At 64.1% G+C, this 19929-nt stretch carries 17 protein-coding genes; 8 read left to right on the top strand and 9 right to left on the bottom strand.

Annotation, left to right across the window (positions count from 1 at the left end; all coding sequences use genetic code 11):
- The first annotated feature begins 89 nt into the window (after nt 1-89).
- Nucleotides 90-1682 (top strand): peptide chain release factor 3, encoded by a 1593-nt coding sequence (locus LB543_RS19105; protein ID WP_140760801.1) that lies wholly within the window; start codon nt 90-92, stop codon nt 1680-1682.
- An 84-nt stretch (nt 1683-1766) separates the two neighbouring features.
- On the opposite strand, the gene LB543_RS19100 is transcribed toward LB543_RS19105, so the two are convergent.
- Nucleotides 1767-2234: a VOC family protein gene (locus LB543_RS19100; RefSeq protein WP_140760803.1), complete on the bottom strand. Its 468-nt coding sequence runs from the start codon at nt 2232-2234 to the stop codon at nt 1767-1769.
- Between the two features lie 247 nt (nt 2235-2481).
- Between LB543_RS19100 and ilvD the strand changes: the two genes are divergently transcribed.
- Nucleotides 2482-4326: a dihydroxy-acid dehydratase gene (ilvD, locus tag LB543_RS19095; protein ID WP_224615166.1), complete on the top strand. Its 1845-nt coding sequence runs from the start codon at nt 2482-2484 to the stop codon at nt 4324-4326.
- A 245-nt stretch (nt 4327-4571) separates the two neighbouring features.
- Here the strand turns inward: ilvD and LB543_RS19090 are convergent, their stop codons facing one another.
- Nucleotides 4572-6326: an ABC transporter ATP-binding protein gene (locus tag LB543_RS19090; RefSeq protein ID WP_224615165.1), complete on the bottom strand. Its 1755-nt coding sequence runs from the start codon at nt 6324-6326 to the stop codon at nt 4572-4574.
- 150 nt (nt 6327-6476) lie between these two features.
- Between LB543_RS19090 and LB543_RS19085 the strand changes: the two genes are divergently transcribed.
- The gene (locus tag LB543_RS19085) at nt 6477-7757 is read left to right on the top strand and encodes an amidohydrolase family protein (protein WP_224615164.1); all 1281 of its coding nucleotides are present in this window, start codon (nt 6477-6479) and stop codon (nt 7755-7757) included.
- 82 nt (nt 7758-7839) lie between these two features.
- On the top strand, nt 7840-8760 hold the full coding sequence (locus tag LB543_RS19080; RefSeq protein WP_224615163.1) for a DMT family transporter: 921 nt from the start codon (nt 7840-7842) through the stop codon (nt 8758-8760).
- Nucleotides 8761-8782: 22 nt separating this feature from the next.
- On the opposite strand, the gene LB543_RS19075 is transcribed toward LB543_RS19080, so the two are convergent.
- Nucleotides 8783-9685: a phosphotransferase family protein gene (locus LB543_RS19075; protein WP_224615162.1), complete on the bottom strand. Its 903-nt coding sequence runs from the start codon at nt 9683-9685 to the stop codon at nt 8783-8785.
- 94 nt (nt 9686-9779) lie between these two features.
- Here LB543_RS19075 and LB543_RS19070 point away from each other — a divergent pair, with 94 nt between their 5' ends.
- A complete protein-coding gene (locus LB543_RS19070) occupies nt 9780-10412 on the top strand; it encodes a class I SAM-dependent methyltransferase (RefSeq protein WP_318012982.1) in 633 nt (210 codons plus the stop codon).
- Here LB543_RS19070 and LB543_RS19065 read toward each other — a convergent pair.
- Nucleotides 10409-12862 (bottom strand): FAD-dependent oxidoreductase, encoded by a 2454-nt coding sequence (locus tag LB543_RS19065; RefSeq protein WP_224615160.1) that lies wholly within the window; start codon nt 12860-12862, stop codon nt 10409-10411. The genes LB543_RS19070 and LB543_RS19065 overlap by 4 nt on opposite strands.
- Complete coding sequence (locus LB543_RS19060; RefSeq protein WP_224615159.1) at nt 12859-13746, bottom strand: phosphotransferase; 888 nt, start codon at nt 13744-13746, stop codon at nt 12859-12861. Before LB543_RS19060 ends, LB543_RS19065 begins: the two co-directional genes overlap by 4 nt.
- Before the next feature lie 425 nt (nt 13747-14171).
- Between LB543_RS19060 and LB543_RS19055 the strand changes: the two genes are divergently transcribed.
- Nucleotides 14172-14948: a DeoR/GlpR family DNA-binding transcription regulator gene (locus LB543_RS19055; RefSeq protein WP_224615158.1), complete on the top strand. Its 777-nt coding sequence runs from the start codon at nt 14172-14174 to the stop codon at nt 14946-14948.
- On the opposite strand, the gene LB543_RS19050 is transcribed toward LB543_RS19055, so the two are convergent.
- From LB543_RS19050 to LB543_RS19035, 4 genes are all read right to left on the bottom strand, one after another.
- Nucleotides 14945-15844 (bottom strand): NAD(P)/FAD-dependent oxidoreductase, encoded by a 900-nt coding sequence (locus LB543_RS19050; RefSeq protein ID WP_224615157.1) that lies wholly within the window; start codon nt 15842-15844, stop codon nt 14945-14947. The two genes, LB543_RS19055 and LB543_RS19050, sit on opposite strands and share 4 nt — an antisense overlap.
- Nucleotides 15834-16283 (bottom strand): RrF2 family transcriptional regulator, encoded by a 450-nt coding sequence (locus tag LB543_RS19045; RefSeq protein ID WP_224615156.1) that lies wholly within the window; start codon nt 16281-16283, stop codon nt 15834-15836. Before LB543_RS19045 ends, LB543_RS19050 begins: the two co-directional genes overlap by 11 nt.
- A 68-nt stretch (nt 16284-16351) precedes the next feature.
- Nucleotides 16352-17713: a sensor histidine kinase gene (locus LB543_RS19040; RefSeq protein ID WP_224615155.1), complete on the bottom strand. Its 1362-nt coding sequence runs from the start codon at nt 17711-17713 to the stop codon at nt 16352-16354.
- A 10-nt stretch (nt 17714-17723) separates the two neighbouring features.
- Entirely contained in the window at nt 17724-18398 is a 675-nt protein-coding gene (locus tag LB543_RS19035; RefSeq protein ID WP_224615154.1) for a response regulator transcription factor, read from the bottom strand.
- Between the two features lie 292 nt (nt 18399-18690).
- On the opposite strand from LB543_RS19035, the gene LB543_RS19030 reads away from it, so the two are divergent.
- Together LB543_RS19030 and LB543_RS19025 are read left to right on the top strand one after the other, a co-directional pair.
- Nucleotides 18691-19290 carry a class I SAM-dependent methyltransferase gene (locus LB543_RS19030; RefSeq protein WP_411908768.1) on the top strand — a complete coding sequence of 200 codons (600 nt, stop codon included), beginning with the start codon at nt 18691-18693 and terminating at the stop codon, nt 19288-19290.
- Nucleotides 19287-19901, top strand: a complete 615-nt coding sequence (locus LB543_RS19025; protein ID WP_224615152.1) for a DedA family protein — start codon at nt 19287-19289, stop codon at nt 19899-19901. The genes LB543_RS19030 and LB543_RS19025 overlap by 4 nt, the downstream gene beginning before the upstream one ends.
- The last annotated feature ends 28 nt before the right edge of the window (nt 19902-19929 follow it).

Genomic DNA, 19929 nt, shown 5'->3' with positions numbered 1-19929 from the left:
CAAGTGCGGACAGGGCCCGTCAGGCCAAAACCGTCGACAGGCCGGAAAAGCGCTGCTAGAAGCCCGCGCCACAGACAGGATTCCAGAAATTGGCAGAAGACATCGAACAGGCGGTATCGCGCCGCCGCACTTTCGCGATCATCGCCCACCCTGACGCCGGCAAGACGACGCTGACCGAAAAGCTGCTGCTGTTCGGTGGCGCCATTCAGCTTGCCGGCGAGGTCAAGGCAAAGAAGGACCGCATCCAGACGCGATCCGACTGGATGAAGATCGAGCGCGAGCGCGGCATTTCGGTCGTCACCTCGGTGATGACCTTCGAATATGAGGACAACGTCTTCAACCTGCTCGACACGCCGGGCCACGAGGATTTCGCCGACGACACCTATCGCACGCTGTCGGCGGTCGACTCGGCGGTCATGGTCATCGACGCCGCCAAGGGCATCGAGCCGCGCACGCTGAAACTGTTCGAGGTCTGCCGGCTGCGCGACATCCCGATCATCACCTTCGTCAACAAGATGGACCGCGAAAGCCGCGATCCGTTCGAGATTCTGGACGAGATCGAGCAGAAGCTGGCGCTGGACACCGCGCCCATCACCTGGCCGATCGGCCGTGGCAGGACCTTTTCAGGCACCTACCACCTGGCGTTGAACGCAGTGCGCAAGGGCGATGACGAGAAGGAACGCACGCCGGTCAATGGTCCCGATTCCAATCGCGTTGCCGGCTTGCTGCCGGAGAACGAGCGCGAGGCCTTCATCGAGGAACTGGAGCTCGCGCGAGAGGCGTGCAGACCCCTTGACATCGACGCCTTTCGCGAGGGCCATCTGACGCCTGTCTATTTCGGCTCGGCGCTGCGCAACTACGGTGTGCGCGACCTGATCGAGGCGCTCGGCGCCTTTGGCCCGCCGCCGCGCGCGCAGGAGGCCGACACCCGCACCATCGAGGCGACCGAGGAGAAAATGACCTCCTTCGTCTTCAAGATCCAGGCCAACATGGATCCCAACCACCGCGACCGCATCGCCTTCGTGCGCGTTTGCTCGGGCAAGCTCGAGCGCGGCATGAAGGCCAAGCTGGTGCGCACCGGCAAGCCTATGTCACTCTCGGCGCCGCAATTCTTCTTCGCCCGCACCCGCGTCACCGCCGACGAGGCATTTGCCGGCGATGTCGTCGGCATCCCCAACCACGGCACGCTGCGCATTGGCGACACATTGACCGAGGGCGAGGAGATCCTGTTTCGCGGGGTGCCGAATTTCGCCCCGGAAATTCTACGTCGTGTCCGTCTCGGCGACGCGATGAAGGCCAAGAAGCTGAAGGAAGCGCTGCACCAGATGGCCGAGGAAGGCGTCGTGCAGCTGTTCTCGCCCGAGGACGGCTCTCCGGCCATCGTCGGCGTCGTCGGCGCCCTGCAACTCGATGTGCTGAAAGAGCGGCTGAACTTCGAGTACACGCTGCCCGTAGAGTTCGAGATGTCGCGCTTTTCCGTCTGCCGCTGGATCTCGGCCGACGACAAGGCCGAGGTGCTTCGCTTCATCGAGGCGCACCGCGGCGACATCGCCCGCGACCTCGACAACGACCCAGTCTTCCTCGCCCAGCACGCCTTCTCTCTGAACTACGAAGCCGACCGCTGGAAAGCGATCCGTTTCGCCACGATCAAGGATTATCAGGTGAGAGACAAGGCGGCGTGATTATAATGAGTAGTGAGTAGTGAGTAGTGAGTAGTGAGTAGTAATATCGCTACTGACTACTCACTACTGACTACTCACTTGCGATCACCCCTTCGCCGCTTCCTCGATCTTGGCGATGTCGATCTTGCCCATCTGCATCATCGCACTCATCACCCGGCCGGCCTTGGCCCGGTCCGGATCCAGAAGCAGGCGCGGCAACTGTTCCGGCACGACCTGCCAGGAAACACCGAACTTGTCCTTCAACCAGCTGCAGGCGCCAGGCTCCCCGCCCTCGGTGAGCTTCTCCCAGAAATAATCGACTTCTTCCTGCGTCTTGCAGTCGATCGACTGCGACATCGCCTCGTTGAACTTGAAGTTGGGGCCGCCATTGAGCGCCTGGAACGGCACGCCGTCGAGCTCGAACGTGGTCAGCAGCACTTTGCCCTCATCGGCGTGACCCTTGGGCCAACGCAGCACGCTCAGCACCTTCGAATTCTTGAAGATGGAGACGTAGTGGTTCATCGCTTCTTCGGCCTGGCCGTCGAACCACAGGCAGGTGGTGATCTTTTGCATGTCGTGCTCCTCGGTTGCTTCTTGCGCCACAATGAAACGGCCGACTCCCGGAATGGTGCCATTTCTTGCCGTCTGCCCAAGGACGGCCGTGAAACGCCCGATCCGACAGTGGCATCGAATTTTCCTGGAGAATCTGGCGCATTGCAAAAATGTGGCCAGACCATACTTGCGCGTCTATAACCCCTGCGATCAAAATTAAGCGCCGCCGCGCCATTCTTCGGCTGCGGTCAGCCATCAAGGAAAAAACATGCCCGCCTACCGTTCCCGCACCACCACCCATGGCCGCAACATGGCCGGCGCCCGCGGCCTATGGCGCGCCACAGGCATGAAGGACAGTGATTTCGGCAAGCCGATCATCGCGGTGGTCAATTCCTTCACCCAGTTCGTGCCGGGTCACGTCCATCTGAAGGACCTTGGCCAGCTGGTCGCCCGCGAGATCGAGAAGGCCGGCGGCGTTGCCAAGGAATTCAACACCATCGCCGTCGATGACGGCATCGCCATGGGGCATGACGGCATGCTCTATTCGCTGCCGTCGCGCGAGTTGATCGCCGACTCCGTCGAATACATGGTCAATGCGCACTGCGCCGACGCCATGGTCTGCATCTCCAACTGCGACAAGATCACGCCCGGCATGCTGATGGCCTCACTGCGCCTCAACATCCCGACCGTGTTCGTCTCCGGCGGCCCGATGGAAGCCGGCAAAGTGGTGCTGGCCGGCAAGACGCAGGCGCTCGACCTGGTCGATGCCATGGTCGCCGCCGCCGACGACAAGATCTCCGACGAGGACGTCAAGGTCATCGAGCGCTCGGCTTGCCCGACCTGCGGCTCCTGCTCGGGCATGTTCACCGCCAACTCGATGAACTGCCTGACCGAGGCGCTGGGGCTTTCGCTGCCCGGCAACGGCTCGACACTGGCCACGCATGCCGACCGCAAGCGGCTGTTCGTCGAGGCCGGCCATCTCGTCGTCGATCTCGCCCAGCGCTACTACGAACAGAATGACGAGAGCGCATTGCCGCGCAGCATCGCCTCCAAGGGCGCCTTCGAAAACGCCATGACGCTCGACATCGCCATGGGCGGCTCGACCAACACCGTGCTGCACATCCTGGCCGCCGCCCATGAGGGCGAGGTCGACTTCACCATGGAGGACATCGACCGGCTGTCGCGGCGGGTCCCCGTCCTGTGCAAGGTGGCGCCGGCCAAATCCGACGTGCACATGGAGGACGTCCATCGCGCCGGTGGCATCATGGCCATCCTCGGCCAGCTCGACGAGGCCGGACTGATCAATCGCGACCTGCCGACCGTGCACACCGCCAGCCTCGGCGAAGCGCTCGATCATTGGGATATTTCACGCACCTCGAGCCAGAATGTGCGGGACTTTTTCCTCGCTGCTCCCGGCGGCGTGCCGACGCAGGTCGCCTTCAGCCAGGACCGCCGCTGGGACGAGCTCGACACGAACCGCGAGACCGGCGTCATCCGCTCGGCGAAGACGCCTTTCTCGAAAGACGGCGGCCTTGCCGTGCTGAAAGGCAATCTGGCGCTCGACGGCTGCATCGTGAAGACGGCAGGCGTCGATGAGTCGATCCTGAAATTCACCGGTCCGGCTCGCGTCTTCGAAAGCCAGGACGCTTCGGTCAAGGCGATCCTTGCCAATGAGATCAAGGCCGGCGACGTCGTCGTCATCCGCTATGAGGGACCGCGCGGCGGCCCCGGCATGCAGGAAATGCTCTATCCGACCAGCTATCTGAAGTCGAAGGGCCTGGGCAAGGCCTGCGCGCTGGTCACGGATGGACGCTTCTCCGGCGGCACGTCGGGCCTGTCCATCGGTCATGCTTCGCCGGAAGCGGCGGAAGGCGGTCTGATCGGGCTGGTGCTGGAGGGTGACACGATCGAGATCGATATCCCGAACCGGACCATCCGCCTTGCCGTCGACGACGCGGAACTCGCTGCGCGCCGCGCTGCCATGGAGGCCAAGGGCGCGGCCGCCTGGAAGCCGCAGGAAAAGCGCAAGCGCAAGGTGACGACCGCGCTGCGCGCCTACGCCGCCTTCGCCACCAGCGCGGACAAGGGTGCCGTGAGGCACGTGCCGGAGTAAGGCTCGAATCTCGTCAGGTCGGCGCTGCCCCTCATTGTCCTGCCGGACATTTCTCCCCGTATAGTGACGGGGAGAAAGAGGCCATTACCAACGGCTTCGCCCAATTGTCGGCGTTGCAAGAAAGCTGAGAGGTTGCGACCAGCCCCTTCTCCCCGTCACTATACGGGGAGAAGATGCCGGCAGGCAGATGAGGGGCGGCACAAACACTGCAGGACTACCTGTCCTCGGCTTGCGCCGCTCCCACACTAAGGCATCAACTGATACTCATAGAGCTTCTGGTAAAGCCCGCCCTGCTTGAGCAAGGCCCGGTGCGGCCCGCTTTCCACCACCTTGCCGGCTTCCAGCACCACGATCGTGTCGGCCTGGTGCACGGTCGACAGGCGGTGCGCGATGACGATCGTGGTGCGCCCTTCCGTCAGCTGTTGCAGCGCGTCGCGGAACAGCGCCTCTGACTCCGCGTCGAGCGCGCTGGTCGCCTCGTCGAGCAGCAGGATTTCGGCGTTGCGCAGCATGGCGCGGGCGATCGAGATGCGCTGGCGCTGGCCGCCCGACAAAAGGCCGCCATTCTCGCCGACATCGGTTTCATAGCCTTTCGCCTGCGCGACGATGAAGTCATGCGCGTTGGCCGCCCTGGCCGCGGCGATCACCTCGTCGTCGGTCGCGTCCTCGCGACCAAGCCGGATGTTGTGCATGATGGTGCCGGCAAACAGGAACGTGTCCTGGCTGACATAGGCGATCTTTTCCCTGAGCGAGGCGAGCGTGGCATGGGAAATGTCCTGGCCGTCGAGCAGCACCCTGCCGCTCTTCGGGTCGTACATACGCATGATCAGGTTCAGGATCGTTGACTTGCCGCCGCCGGAAGGGCCGACCAGCGCCGTCATCTTGCCGGGCGCCAGGGTCAGGTCGAACCCATCCAGCACCGGGGAGCCGTTCTGGTAGGCGAAGCTGACCGCGTCGAACCGTATCTCGCCCGGTCCGGCCTGAAGCGGCCTTGCATCCGGCTTCTCGGCCAATGTCAGCGGCTCGTCGGCCAACTGGAACATCATGCGCACGCCGACAATGCCGCTTTCCAGCGAGATACGGACGCGCGCGAGGCGCTTTGCCGGTTCATAGGCAAGCAGCAGCGCGGCGATGAAGGCCATGATGTTGCCAGGCATCTGGCCGCCCTTCAGGACCAGTAAGCCGCTGACCATGACCGCGCCGGCGATCGCCAGGCCGGCCAGCGTTTCCATCACAGGATTGGTCACTGCTTCCAGCGCGGCGATGTTGTTGGCCCGGTCCTCGACATCGGACACCGCCCTGTACATACGCTTGCGCATCAGGCCTTCGAGGTTGAAGGATTTGACCACGCGCACGCCGATCGCGGTTTCCTGCATCACCTGCACGATCTGGCCGACCGAGCGGAACTCCATGGCGGCGAACTTGCGCACGCGCTTCAGGATGCGGTTGACGCCATAGATGGCCAGCGGACCGACGACGAAGCAGATCAGGGACAGCGCCGGCTGCTGCCAGACCATGACCCCAATCAAGGCAGCCAGCGTCACCAGGTCGCGCACATAGGAGGTGACGATGAGGTCGAGCACGTTGCGCGCCGCCTGGGCATTGTTGGTCATGCGGGTGATCAGGTCGGACGACGAGGTCGAATGGTAGAATTCGATGCCTTGCGCCAGGATGCGGTCGTAGATCTTGCGTTGCCGTTCGGCGATGATGGCGTTGCCGACCCGGCTCATGAAGTAGGCCTGGACGAAGTTGGCGATGCCCTTGACGATGAAGATCCCGGCGACCGCCACGGCAATCATGTTGACGCGATCGACCCTTTTGTCGATCACGAATTCATTGGTGATTTCGCGCAGGATCCAGGCGCTGGCGGCCGTCATGCCGGCCACCACCAGCATCGACAGGATCGCGGCGGCGTAGCCGGCCCTGTGCTGCCGGAACGATTCCTGGAGCAGCCTTGTGACGAGGCGCTGGTTTTCCGTCGAGCGGAAGAAGCGAAACACGGCTGATCCTTGATGCCGGGATGACGAAGGCGGCTTATAGAGGGAGTTGCCGCCGGAGGGAACCTTTCGCCGCCATGGAAAGAAACCGCTGCGGCAGGCTGTCTTTTGAGACACGATGCAACTGTGATTCTTCAAGCGGGATGATGAGAGATGGATTTCGACCTAATCGTTCGTGGCGGCACGCTGCCGGATGGCGGCATAGCCGACATCGGCATCAGCGGCGAGACGATCGCAGCGATCGAGCCGAAGCTCGAGGGTTCCTCGCGGACCGAGGTTGACGCCCGTGGCAATCTGGTCTCGCCGCCCTTCGTCGATCCGCATTTCCATATGGACGCCACGCTATCCTACGGCATTCCACGCATCAACACGTCGGGCACGCTGCTCGAGGGCATTTCGCTGTGGGGCGAACTGAAGCCGCTCTTGACGCACGAAGCTGTGCGCGATCGGGCGCTCGCCTATTGCGACTGGGCGGTGTCGATGGGACTGCTCGCCATCCGCACCCATGTCGATGTCTGCGACGACCGGCTGCTGGCGGTCGAGGCGCTGCTGGAGGTCAAGAAGACCGTCGCCCCCTATATCGACCTGCAATTGGTGGCCTTCCCGCAGGACGGCTTCTATCGCTCGCCGACGGCGCGCCAAAACACCATTCGCGCGCTGGACATGGGCGTCGACATCGTCGGCGGCATTCCGCATTTCGAGCGCACCATGGCCGATGGCACGCGCTCGGTGACCGAACTGTGCGAGATTGCGGCAAAACGCGGACTCATGGTCGACCTGCATTGCGACGAGACCGACGACCCGCTGTCGCGTCACATCGAGCAGCTCGCCTATGAAACGCAGCGCCTCGGTCTGCAGGGCAGGGTGGCCGGTTCGCACCTAACCTCCATGCATTCGATGGACAATTACTATGTCTCGAAACTGTTGCCGCTGATCGCCGAGGCCCGGGTTTCGGCGATACCCAACCCGCTGATCAACATCATGCTGCAGGGCCGTCACGACACGTTCCCGAAGCGGCGTGGCATGACGCGGGTCAAGGAAATGCAGGCGCTGGGCATCCGAGTCGGCTGGGGCCAGGATTGCGTGCTCGATCCCTGGTATTCGCTCGGCACCGCCGACATGCTCGACGTCGCTTTCATGGGCCTGCATGTCGCCCAGATGTCGAGCCCGGCCGACATGGCGCGCTGCTTCGACATGGTCACCAACGTCAACGCCGCGATCATGGGCCTCGATCATCTCGGCCTGGCCGTCGGCAAGCGCGCCAGCCTGGTGATCCTCGATGCCGGCAATCCGATCGAGGCCCTGCGCCTGCGCGCCGAGCGCATCTGCGTCATCGCCAGGGGCAAGGTGGTGGCGGAGCGAACAAGGCAGGATACCAGGCTTTCGATCTCCGGCAGGCCGTCGCAGGTGAATCGGCGGCACAAATCCGGGTAGATACAGCCGATTCCGGCGGCTGGTCTTACCGTTTCGCCGATTCCCACTCGTCAAACTTGGCGCTTGCGGATAGGAGCCGGGCATGGTCGAGCCCGCTCCCAATTCGATAATCAGGAATGTGCTTCTGGCCGGCATCCTGCTGATGCTGGCGGGCGACTTTCTGTTTGCGCTGAACGACGCGATGGGCAAGTGGCTGGTCACCAGCTTCTCCGTCGGCCAGGTCGTGTTGATTCGCTCGATTGGCGCCTTCATCGTGCTCGGCCCGATGATCGCCAACCAGGGCGCTGCCAGACTGTTCCGGCTGGAGCGGCCCGGGCTGCAGATCCTGCGCGTGGTGGCGACGACGCTGGACACCGCTTTGTTCTACGCCGCCGTCGTCTACCTGCCGCTCGCCGATGTGATGAGTTTCTACATGGCCGGGCCGATCTATGTGGCGGCGCTATCGCATTTCCTGCTTGGCGAAAAGGTCGGCTGGCGCCGCTGGGTGGCAATCCTGCTCGGCTTCTGCGGCGTAGTGATCATGCTGAAACCGTCTTCTGCCGCGTTTTCGCTATCGTCGGGTTTCGCGCTTGTCGGCAGCCTTGCCTTCGCATTCGCCATCATCCTCAACCGGCGCCTGCGCGGCACCAGCGACACCAATCTGGTGACATGGCAGACGATCGGCACGCTGGTGGTTGGCGGCGTGCTGACCATCGGCGCCTGGAAGGCGCCTTCGGCGCTCGATCTCGGCGCCATGCTGCTGCTCGGCATCGTCTCCTGCGGCGCGCATCTGATGATCACGCGGGCGCTGAAACTGGCGCCGGCCTCGACGCTGGCGCCGCTGCATTACACGCTGCTCTTGTGGGCCGTGGTGTTCGGGCTGGTGTTCTTCGGCGACGTTCCCGGCCCGCGCATCCTGATCGGCTCCGGCATCGTCGTTCTGGCCGGCCTGTTCATCTTCCATCGCCAGAAAGTGGTCGACACCACGGTGCCGCCGGAGAACGTGCCGAAGGGTGTGAACTGAGGCCCGGATTTCCGGGTCGCTGCTAACCCCGGCGTATCGCCGCCAGGTGCCGCGAAAATTCCTCTGTCTCCATCAGCACCTTGCATCGCGCGAAGCGGCCGTCGGCATAGGCGCGGAAATCGTCTACTGGGTTGTTGTTGGCAAGCTGGATCAGCCCCCACAGCGTCCACAACAGGTCGCACATCGCCTTGTAGATGACGACGCGGCCGCGCTCCGCCGGCTTCGCCTCGCCACCGAAATAGGCGCGCATCAGCTCCTCGTCCTGGGCCGCATCGAACTTGCCTTCGACGCTGAGATCGCCGAGGTCCCAGAGCGGGTCGTTCATCCCGGAATATTCCCAGTCGACGATCCACATCCGCTCGCCCGTATCGAGAAAATTTTCGCACAGCGGATCGCAGTGGCAGGCGACGAGGGGCAAGGGGCGGACGGCCAGCGCCGAGCGCACGCTGCCGGCCTCGCGCACCACGTCGTGATAGCCGGCGGGCAGGGCGACATCCCTCGTCGACAGCACCTTGAGATAGTCGTCGATCATCGAAAACAGCTCGAAGCGGAAGGGGAACACCGCGCCGGACGCGTGCAGCTTGCGGAAGGCGTCGGCCGCCCGGGCCGGACTGCCCTGCCGGTCCCTGAATTTCTCCGGCGACATCGTCTCGGCACCAGCGATGTAGCGCGTCACCATCAGGCCCGTGGCGGCATCGGCATGCAGCACCTCGGGACTGACACCGGCCTTTGCCGCCTCGCGCGCCGCCACCGCCTCGTTGGCGCGGTTGATGTATTCCTCGGTGCCTTTGCCTGGAATGCGCAGGCAGTAATCGCCGGCCTTGAAGACGAGGTTGGTCAGGCCACCGAGCCGTTCCAGCGGCCCGGTGTAGCCGGCCAGCACCGGAATGGCGCCAAGTTTTGCCCGCGCCTCGTCTGTGACCATGCCTGCGTCCCCACGCGCTATTTCTTCGCCGCAACGGTTCCACAATTTTCGTCGTTTGGCTATCATCCCGGCAAGACGAGGGATTGGTGGACACGTGACGGACAGCAAACACCACGGCGCACTTGGCGAGGTCTACGCGGCCAAGCGCCCGGAAGAGGTGGCGGCACTCTATGACAGGTGGTCGCAGACCTATGACGCCGACATGTCGGCCGCCGGCTACCGCCATCCGACGATCTGCCTTGCCTTGCTGGCGCGCCATCTGCCGCGCGGCTCTGCCCCGTTGCTCGACGCCGGCGCCGGTACCGGGCTGATCAGCGAATGGCTGGATATTGCCGGCTATCCCCAGGTCGAGGGGCTGGACATCTCGCAAGGCATGCTGGATCAGGCCGCGCGCAAGGGCGTCTATTCGGCGCTGCATTGCCTGGCGCTCGGCGGCGCCTTGCCTTTTGCCGACGATGCCTATGCCGGTATCATCTCGGCCGGCGTGTTCACCTCGGGTCATGTCGGCGCCGAGGGCTTGGACGAACTGATCCGCATCTGCCGGCCGGGCGGAGTGATCGTGCTGACGGTCAAGAACACGCTGTGGGATCAGGGTTTTGCCGCGCGCATCGCGGAACTCGAGGCGCAAGGTCTCGTCACCCGCGCCGAGGAAACCCGCCCTTACGTCTCGATGCCCGGGGAGGCTGATACCGTCCCGAGTCGTGGCCTCGCCTTGCGCGTGAGTTAAGCCTTCACTCGCTCCATTGCCGGGTCGTATAGCTGCTCGAAATGGAGTTTAGCCGGCGTCCGCTGCATCGCGACCACCAGTTCATAGCTGCCCGAGGCGAGGAAATCGTCGCTCACCCCGTCGGCGTTGCGCACATAGCCATAGCCGATATTCTTGCCGACCGTGTAGCCATAGCCGCCGCTGGTCAGATAGCCCACCGGCTCGCCATCGCGCAGGATGGTCTCGCGCCCAACGAGCACGATCTCCGGATCGTCGACCGTGAAGCCGGCAAAGCGCTTCTTCAGGGACGCGCCGCCAACCTTCTCGAGCGCGCGCCGTCCGACGAAGTCGGTGTTCTTGCGCAGCTTGACCGCCCAGCCGAGCCCGGCCTCCAGCGGCGTGTCATTGGGCGTGATGTCGGAGCCCCAGGCGCGATAGCCCTTTTCCAGCCGCAGCGACTCCAGCGCGCGATAGCCGACCGGCCGGATGTCGTGTTTCCCGCCGGCCGCCATCAGCGCGTCGAAGATTTCGCCGGTGGCGGCGATCGGCACATGCAACTCCCAGCCCAGTTCGCCGACATAGGTGACGCGCAGCGCCCGCACCGTGTGGCCGGCTATTGTGATCTCGCGCACATGGCCGAACGGGAAGCCGGCATTCGACACGTCACTCCTGGTCACCGCCAAAAGCACGTCGCGGGCACGCGGTCCCATCAGCGATAGCGTGCCAAAATCTTCGGTGACATCGGCGAGCTGGGCATCGAGGCCCTCGCCAATATGGTCGCTGATCCACGAGCCGTCATGGGTGCGGAAACCTGTGCCGGTGACGATGTAGAATTTTTCCTCGGCCAGCCGCGACACCGTCAGGTCGGCCTCGATGCCGCCGCGCGTGTTGAGGAGTTGCGTGTAGGTCAGCCGGCCAACCGGCTTGCCGACATCGTTGGCGCAGATCCAGTCCAGGGCCTTCGCCGCGTCGGACCCGCTCAACTCATACTTGGCGAAGGACGACTGGTCGAAGATGCCGACATGCTCGCGCACATGCCGGTGTTCGTCGCCGACGGCGGCGAACCAGTTCTGCCGGCCCATCGAATAGATGTCCTTTGGCTCGACGCCCTCCGGCGCGAACCAGTTAGGCCGCTCCCAGCCGAGCTTGGATCCGAAGACGGCGCGATGGTCTTTCAGCCTGTCGTAGAGCGGCGAGACGATGCGCGGCCGGCCGGAAACGTATTCCTCGTGCGGGAAGCCGATCGTGTAGTGCTTGCCATAGGCTTCCAGCGTGCGCTCACACACCCAGTGCCGGTCGCGGTGCAGGTTGGAAAAGCGCCTGATGTCGACCACCCACAGGTCGAGCGGCGCCTCGCCATCGACCACCCATTGCGCCAGCACCCAGCCTGCGCCGCCGCCCGACGCGATGCCGAAGGCGTTGAAGCCGGCGCCGACGAACATGTTGGCGCATTCGGGCGCTACGCCGAGGATGAAATTGCCGTCCGGCGTGAAGCTCTCCGGTCCGTTGATCATCTGCTTGACGCCGACCGTCTCCAGCGCCGGCACGCGCGCGATCGCCTGAGCCATGTGCTGCTCGAAATGATTGTAGTCGTCGTCGAACAGCCGGAACTCCCAGTCGTTGGGCACGTCGCCCCCGGGGAGACCGGTTGTCCAGGCCTGCGGGTTCGGCTCATAGCCGCCCATCACCAGGCCGCCGACCTCCTCCTTGAAATAGGTGCGCCGGTCGGGGTCGCGCAGCGTCGGCGCGTCGGTCGCCAGTCCCGCGATCTTTTCGGTGATGATGTACTGGTGCTTCACCGGCTGCAGCGGCACGTTGATGCCGGCCATGGCGCCGACCTGCCGCGCCCATTGGCCGGCGCAGTTTACCACCTTGTCACAGGCGATGTCGCCCTGATTGGTCTTCACCGCCGTGATGCGGTCGCCCTTCATCTCGAAACCGGTGACGCGCACGTCCTCATAGAGTTTGGCGCCATGCATGCGCGCGCCCTTGGCCAGCGACTGCGTAATGTCGGAAGGGCTCGCCTGGCCGTCGGTCGGCAGCCAGGACGCGCCGACGAGATCGCCGGTCTCCATCAGCGGCCACATCGCCTTGACCTCCGCCGGAGACAGCAAATGCATGTCCATGCCGAAGCTTTTCGCCGTCGTCGCCAGCCTTTTGTACTCGGTCCAGCGGTCGGCATTGGTGGCGAGCCTGAGGCAGCCGGTCATCTTCCAGCCGGTGGCAAGGCCGGTTTCGGCCTCCAGCCCCTTGTAGAGATCGACGGAATATTTCAGCACCCGCGTGATCGAGGCCGAAGAGCGCAATTGCCCGACCAGGCCGGCCGCATGCCAGGTCGAACCCGAGGTCAGCTTGCCCTGTTCGAGCAGCACCACGTCGGCCTTGTGGTCGCGCGCCAGATGATAGGCCGTCGAACAGCCGATGATGCCGCCGCCGATGACGACGATCGCGGCCTGGCTAGGCAAGGTCATGATTTCAGGATCCCGTATTTTGTCCGGTAGTTCTCCAGCGCCGCGTCGAGCCGCGCCAGGTTTTCCTCGGTATAGGCGACGTAGTCGATGCCGGGCGCGTCGAGATAGAGCTCCGACACCATGCTCCACATCCCCTCGCGCAGCAGCGAGGCGCATTGCATGGCTGCGTGCGAGCGGCGGATCGCCTCGTCCGGTTCCTTCATGAAATAGGCGGTCAGGAAGGCGAAGGATTCCTCGTCGCTCATGCCTGCGTTCGAAGCGACGCCGGCAAGGTCGAACATCGCCGTATTGAAGCCGGCATATTCGAAATCGATCAGCCACAGCCTGCTGCCGTCGTCGAGAATATTGGCCGGCAAGAGATCATTGTGGCCAAAGACGATCGGCAGGAGTTTCTGGGCGCGCTCCAGTTCGTCGGCGAGCGCCAGAAAGCGCGGCAGGTCACCGCGCTTGCGGCTGTTACCCTCGTCAAGCGTGCGCGCATAGTCGCGGATGACGTGGAACACCCAGAACATGAAGCCGGCGCCGGAGATATGATTGGGCATCTCCCGGTGAAAGCCGCGCATCAGCGCCGCGACGCGGCCGAGATTGGCGCGCACGTCCTCGGCCAGATAGGTTTTGGCGCCAAGAAACGCCGTCACCAGGATTCCTGGTTCGGCATAATGGACCGCCGGCGCGAAGCCGGCGGCGTGAGCCGCCCGCGCGGTCATCACCTCGCGTTCGCGGAAGACATGGTGGAACGGATAATCCTGGCCGAAGCGCACGACGTGTTTGCCGGCGGTGTCGGTGACCACATAATTGGCATTGCTCAAGCCGCCGGGCAGCGGCGCGATCTCGATGGCGCCCGTCCAGCAGGGCAGGGCGCGGATGCGGTCTTCGGCAATCACGAAATCATCCCTGGTTTTTGCTGGCCTGGTTTGCTGGCCTGGTTTGCCGGATTTCGACAAGGCGCCATGGGCAGCGCAATGGGAGAAACGCAAACAATCTCGTCGGTGCGGGACGCCAGGATCGGTATCCCGCACCGCACCGACGAGCCCCTTGGCCAGACTTTTGAGCCCGGCATCCGCCCCCGCGGATCTGAAAATTCCTTGAGCCAGACACGTTACGGGCTGTCCGGTCAATGAGTTGCGGCTCTGCCAATTAACCTCCCGCTGCAGCTCCGAACCTATTGAGGGTGGATTTCACGCCAGGGTTGCCCTTCTGTCAATAAAAAGATGTGACCTTTTTTGGGTATTTTGCCCGAAAGTATAGGCAATTCCTTTAAAAGCGCTAGGAATGCCATAGAAGCGGGCAAATTCTGGGACGCGCACATATGGTCCACTCGAAACGGCATGGCGAGATCATGCGGCTGCTGCAGGAAGAGGGAACCGTCACCATCGCCAGCCTTGCCGACCGGTTGGGCGTTTCACTCGAAACCGTGCGGCGGGACGTCAAGCCGCTCACCGGCGACGGCTCGGTTCTGAAGATGCATGGCGCCATCGGCCTGCCGTCGATGATCGGCGAGGCACCGTTCGAACGGCGCATGCGCGAGCATGCCGACGCCAAGCGCGTCATCGCGCGCATGGTTGCCGCCACCATCCGCGACGGCGAATCGATCATGCTCGACACCGGCACCACGACGTCGTTCCTGGCGCGCGAACTGCTCGGCCACCGGCGCCTGACGGTCGTCACCAACTCGTCTGATATCGCCCGCACGCTGGCCACCATCAACGGCAACAAGGTCTATATGGCGGGCGGCGAGCTGCGCAGCGATTCAGGCGCCGCGTTCGGGACGTCGGCGATCGAGTTCGTCAGCCGCTTCTCGGTCAGCCATGCCATCATCTCCACCGGCGCCGTGGATGCGGTGACGGGCGTCATGGACTTTGATCTGGACGAGGCGGAATTCGCCCGCATGGTGCTGTCGCGCGGCCAGCGCTCGCTCGTCGTCACCGACCACACGAAGTTCGGCCGCCAGGGGCTGGTTCAGGTCTGCGGCTTCGACGGCTTTTCCGAACTCGCCACCGACCGCGCGCCGCCGCATGACATTGGAGCCGCCCTCGCACAAGCCGGCGCGCGGCTCAGCATCGCCGGCGGCGAAGCCGGAATTTAGCCGAACACCAGGGACTGATGGGCACATACGCCCGCGAAAGTGCCGCCCGACACGGCGAAGGCGATGTTGTGCATCGCGCGCGCAGCGTCGCCGGCGGCATAGATGCCGGGAACGGTCGTCTGCTGTCTGTCATCGACTGATATCATCGAGCCGAGCAGGCCGTCCTTGAAGCCGCAGCCGAGCTGTTCGGCCAGCGGGCTCGCCATCGTGTTGCGTGGCGCGGTGAACATCGCTTTGACGCCGGCCTTCCAGCCGCCGTCCAGGTGGACAACCAGGCCGCCGGAGCCGTCTTCCCTCAGTTCGCTGACCGTCGCGGGCTCAAATCTTACATTCTTGCCCTCCAGCACGAGCATCTCCTCGGCGGCGGGCTCGATCAGGCCGTTGCCGAACAGCGTGACGTCGCCCCAGTCGGAAATCAGCTGCGCCTGATGCATGGACATCGGGCCGGTCGCGAGCACGCCAAGCTGCCCGCCGGAAACCTCGTAGCCGTGGCAATAGGGGCAATGCAGCACGGTCTTGCCCCATTGCTCGGCAAGCCCGGGAACCTCCGGCAGGATGTCGCGCACGCCGGTTGCCAGCACCAGCCGTGCGGCGCCGAATGTCTCGCCGCCACCGATGGTGATTTCGAAATCGCTGCCGCCGTTCGCAATGGCTTTGTCCGCACGCGCGGTAACCAGCCTGGCTGTCGGATAGGCAAGCAATTGCCGCCTGGCATCGTCGAGGATGGCGCCTGGCGTGCGCCCGTCCTGGCCGAGAAAGCCGTGCGAATGCGCGGCAAAGCGGTTGCGCGGCTGGCCGGCGTCGATCACCAGCACGTTGCGCCGCGCCCGCGCCGCCTGGATGGCGGCGGACAGGCCGGCGAAGCTGCCGCCGACGACGGCAAGATCATACTGCATGGCTGGAAACTCCAATGAGGTCGAAACGGCGGCGGAAATCTGCGGTCAGGTCGGCCAGGGTGATGCGGCTGAGCTTCTCCGCCAACAGCCTCTCCGCCGCGAGGCGAAAATCGTCGAGCACGGCGATCACTGCTTGCTCGACGAGACAGCCTGGGCTTTCCGGCTCGGTGCTGAACGGCAGCAGCGTTTCGCCAAGGGCAACGCTTATCTCGGCCAGCGAAATGTTCTCGGGCGCGCGCCCGAGCAGCCAGCCGCCGCCATGTCCGCGCGACGAGGTGACGATGCCGGCATCACGCAAGCCGGCGATGGTCCGCCGCACCACCACCGGATTTGTATGAATGAAGGTGGCGAGCTGCTCCGAGGTCAGCGCCTGCCTTGGCTTTTCGGCCATGTGGACGAGGATATGCAAGGTGGAGGATAGACGGCTGTTGCGCTTCATGTAACTTAATTAGTTACAATTATCTGCGATGTCAAACACGCGGGCGCCTGTGTGAACTCGCGGCATTGCTATGCCGACACAGCGCGAAAACTCATCCTGAAGCAGGCGCCGCTTGGCTTGCCATCCAGGATTTCGATGCGGCCGCCATGGAGATGCATGATTTCCTGCACGAGGTTGAGGCCGAGGCCGGCGCCATGATCCTGCGGGCGCAACCGGTAGAAGGGCTCGAAAATGCGCTCCCGCTCGCCCGGCGGAACGCCGTCGCCTTCGTCCCGGACCTCTATGATGGCGGGCGTTGTGACGCCGACGGTGATCTTGCCGGCGCGGCCGCCATGCTCGATGGCGTTCTGGACGATGTTGGTCACTGCACGTTCGATCGCGGTGCGGTCGCCGGTTGCAAAAAGCGTGTCGCTGTCCGGCTCGAACGACATTTCGTAGCCGGCCGAGAACGCCATCGGCGCGAGGTCGACGATGACGCTGCGCGCGATCGCCACGAGATCTACCTTTTCGAAAGGCGATGTCTGCCGGTCGAGCCGTTGCAGGTCGAGCAACTGGTCGGTCAGCGTCGAGAGCCGTGCCGCATCCTGCAGCAGCCGTGCCCGTTCCGGTGTCGCCGGCAGCGAGGCCAGGCGCGTGTTGAGGATGGCGACCGGTGTTCTGAGCTCATGGGCGGCGTCGGTGAGGAAACGCTTGTGGCGCTCATAGCCCTTGTCCAGCCGCGCAAGGGCTGCGTTCACCGCCTTGACCAGCGGTGTCACTTCCGTCGGCACGTCCTTCAGCGGCAACTGCACGCCGCGCTGGTCGATGTCGATGCGTTCGGCCTCTGCGGCTGCATGGCCTAGCCCCGAAAGGGCGCCACGAACCACCCAGGGCGTCGCGAACAGCGTGGCCAGCGCCATCAGCCCGGCGAGCGGCAATATGCCTTGCAGGAAGAATTGCGGCGCCTGGCCGAGCAGGCGCAGCAGCGAAAGCCCGCCCTTGGTGCCGGTGAAGATCTGGACATTGCCGGCCGCCGTGTCGGTCCAGCGGATCTTTCCCTCCGGCGGCGCGGATTGCCCGATTGCGTGGTCGATACGGGCGTCGCTGATAGCATCCAGCAGTCCGGCGAAAGGCTGGAAGATGGGCGGCACGGTGCCCTCCTGCAGCCGCTGGCCCTGCTTGTCTCGGATGATGAACCAGAGATCGGGGACCTCGGATCGCAGCTTCGTCAGGTCCGCGGTCTCGCGCAGGACGAGCTTGCCGCCTGCGTCACGCGCCACCGCATCCGCCAGCACGTCCATTGTGCCGTCTTCATAATCGTGCGGAATGAGCCCGGTGGCGAGCAATGCGACGAGAATGCCGACGATGATCAGCGTCAGCATCGCGCATTGCAGCAAGGCGATGCGCAGCACCAGGCTCCATTTCAGCGAACGCGGACGCTTGAGGCTCATTGCTTGGCGCTCATGTCGTCTCGCGCAGGAGATAGCCGACGCCGCGAATGCCGTTGATCGTCACCCCGGCATCGGCATCGGCGAGTTTGCGGCGCAGGCGCGAGACATGGGTGTCGAGGGCGTTGGACTGGATCTCGTCGTCGAGGCCGAACACCGCCTCCATCAGCGCCTCACGCTGCACCATGCGGCCGGTGCGCCGCATCAACGCCTCCAGCACCAGGAGTTCGCGGCGCGGCAGGCTGAGCGGTTCGGCACGGACAGACGCTTCGCGATGCCCGACATCGAGCACCAGATCGCCGGCGCGGATAAACTGTGACTGCAGCGGTGCCGGGCGCCTGAGCAGCGCGCGCAGGCGGGCCAGCAATTCCTCGAAGGCGAATGGTTTTGCCAGATAGTCGTCCGCGCCCATGTCCAGCCCATCGACCTTGTCCGATGTATCGCCTCTCGCCGTCAGCATCAGCACTGGCGTCGTGTTCTTGGCCGAACGCAATCTGGGAACCAGCGACAGCCCGTCGCCATCCGGCAACTGGCGGTCGAGCAGGATGGCGTCGTAGCTGTCGGCGGCGACGAAGCCTTCCGCCTCGATGAGCGAGCCGGCGTGATCGACCACCATGTCGTGGCGCTTCAGCGCGGCACGCAAGGCAGAGACCATTTCAGGCTCATCCTCGACCAGCAAGATTCGCATCGACAATTCTCCAGCAACGGCCTCGGGCGTTACCGCGCCAACATTGCGCAAACATGGCAAAGCCGAACGGCCACAGGTCGACGAGCGCTTTCCTTGGCTCCGCAATATTGCGCAATGTCTATGCAACCCAGTCGCGGCAAACAGCGTCGGTCGGCGCGAATCGCCCATGCCGGCAAGAAGGCGTCGGGCCCGAATATGCAACAGGTCGGGCCCGACGTTGAAACGAAATGGCGCTGAAACGAATCAGTTGGCCACACAATCTGGCGTGCTGTTGTCCGGAATCGAGGTTACCATGCCTGTAAATGATGCTCTGTCTTTCCTAGTGGCGTGGACCGTGGCGCCGTTCCGGGTCGGCTCCGTCACGCCGTCCAGCTCCAGCCTGGCGGCATTGATGACCCGTGACATCGGACCCGAGACGGGCCCTGTGCTGGAACTCGGTCCAGGAACAGGCCCTTTCACACGGGCGCTGCTGTCGCGCGGGGTGAAGGAGGAAGACTTGACGCTGATCGAATCCGATCCGGATTTTACCGCGCTGCTCAAGCGTCGCTTTCCGACCGCCCGGATTTTTGAAATGGATGCTGTCGGTCTGCGCCATCTGTCGCTCTTCCACCGGCCGGTGATTGGTGCTGCCGTCAGCGGCTTGCCTTTCCGCCTGATTTCGCCGCGCAAGACGCTCGCCATTCTCGAAGGTGTTTTCGCGAACCTTCGCCCGGGCGGGGCGCTCTATCAGTTCACGCTCGGACGGCGCTGCCCGTTCGACCAGTCGCTGCTCGACCGGCTCGATCTCGAGGTTACGCGGGTTGGCCATACCTTTCGCAACTTCCCGCCGGCGACGGTCTATCGCATCGCCAGGATCAAGACGTCAGATACCTACGACTGGCGCTTCGCATGACGGGACCGTTGTCGGCCATTCTCGGCTTCGGCCTGTTCGGCGTCTTCTGCCTCGCCTTCACCGAGAAGATCCTGCCGATTCCGCCCTCGCATGTGTTGCTGCTGTTTCTCGGCATGACGGCGGCGCCTGACGGCGCGACGCTGGCGGTCCTGCTGGCGGTGACGACTTCCGCTTCCTTCGCCGGCTGCCTTGTCTGGTATGCGGTCGGCCGCCGGATCGGATTCGACCGTGCCGACAGGCTGATCGGACGAGCCGGCAGATATGTCTTCCTGCGCCCCGAAACCTATCGCAATCTTGGCCAGGCCTATCGCCGCAATCATGTCAGGGTGTCCTTGCTGGCACAGTTCATCCCGACCGTGCGCAGTTACCTGCCGATCGCTGCTGGCGCGCTTTGTCTGCCTGCCTTGCCTTTCGCGACCGCGACACTGCTTGGCGCCACCACATGGAATGCGGCCTTTCTCCTGACCGGTTACGTCATGCGCGGCAGTGGCCAGGATTCCTTCGCGGTGGGCTTGATCATCGTCGTCGTCGTGGCGCTGGAGACAGCCTTCATGCTTGCGCTGCGCTATGGCCCGACATGGCGACGCCGCATCAGGCTGATGCTCGGCTGACCGCGCTGCACCAATCTCCGGTCACGGG

The organism is Mesorhizobium sp. ESP7-2, assembly GCF_020164715.1.
Lineage (GTDB): Bacteria > Pseudomonadota > Alphaproteobacteria > Rhizobiales > Rhizobiaceae > Mesorhizobium.
The sequence above is the reverse complement of the archived record's forward strand: the minus strand, read 5'-3'. Positions and strand labels throughout refer to the sequence as shown.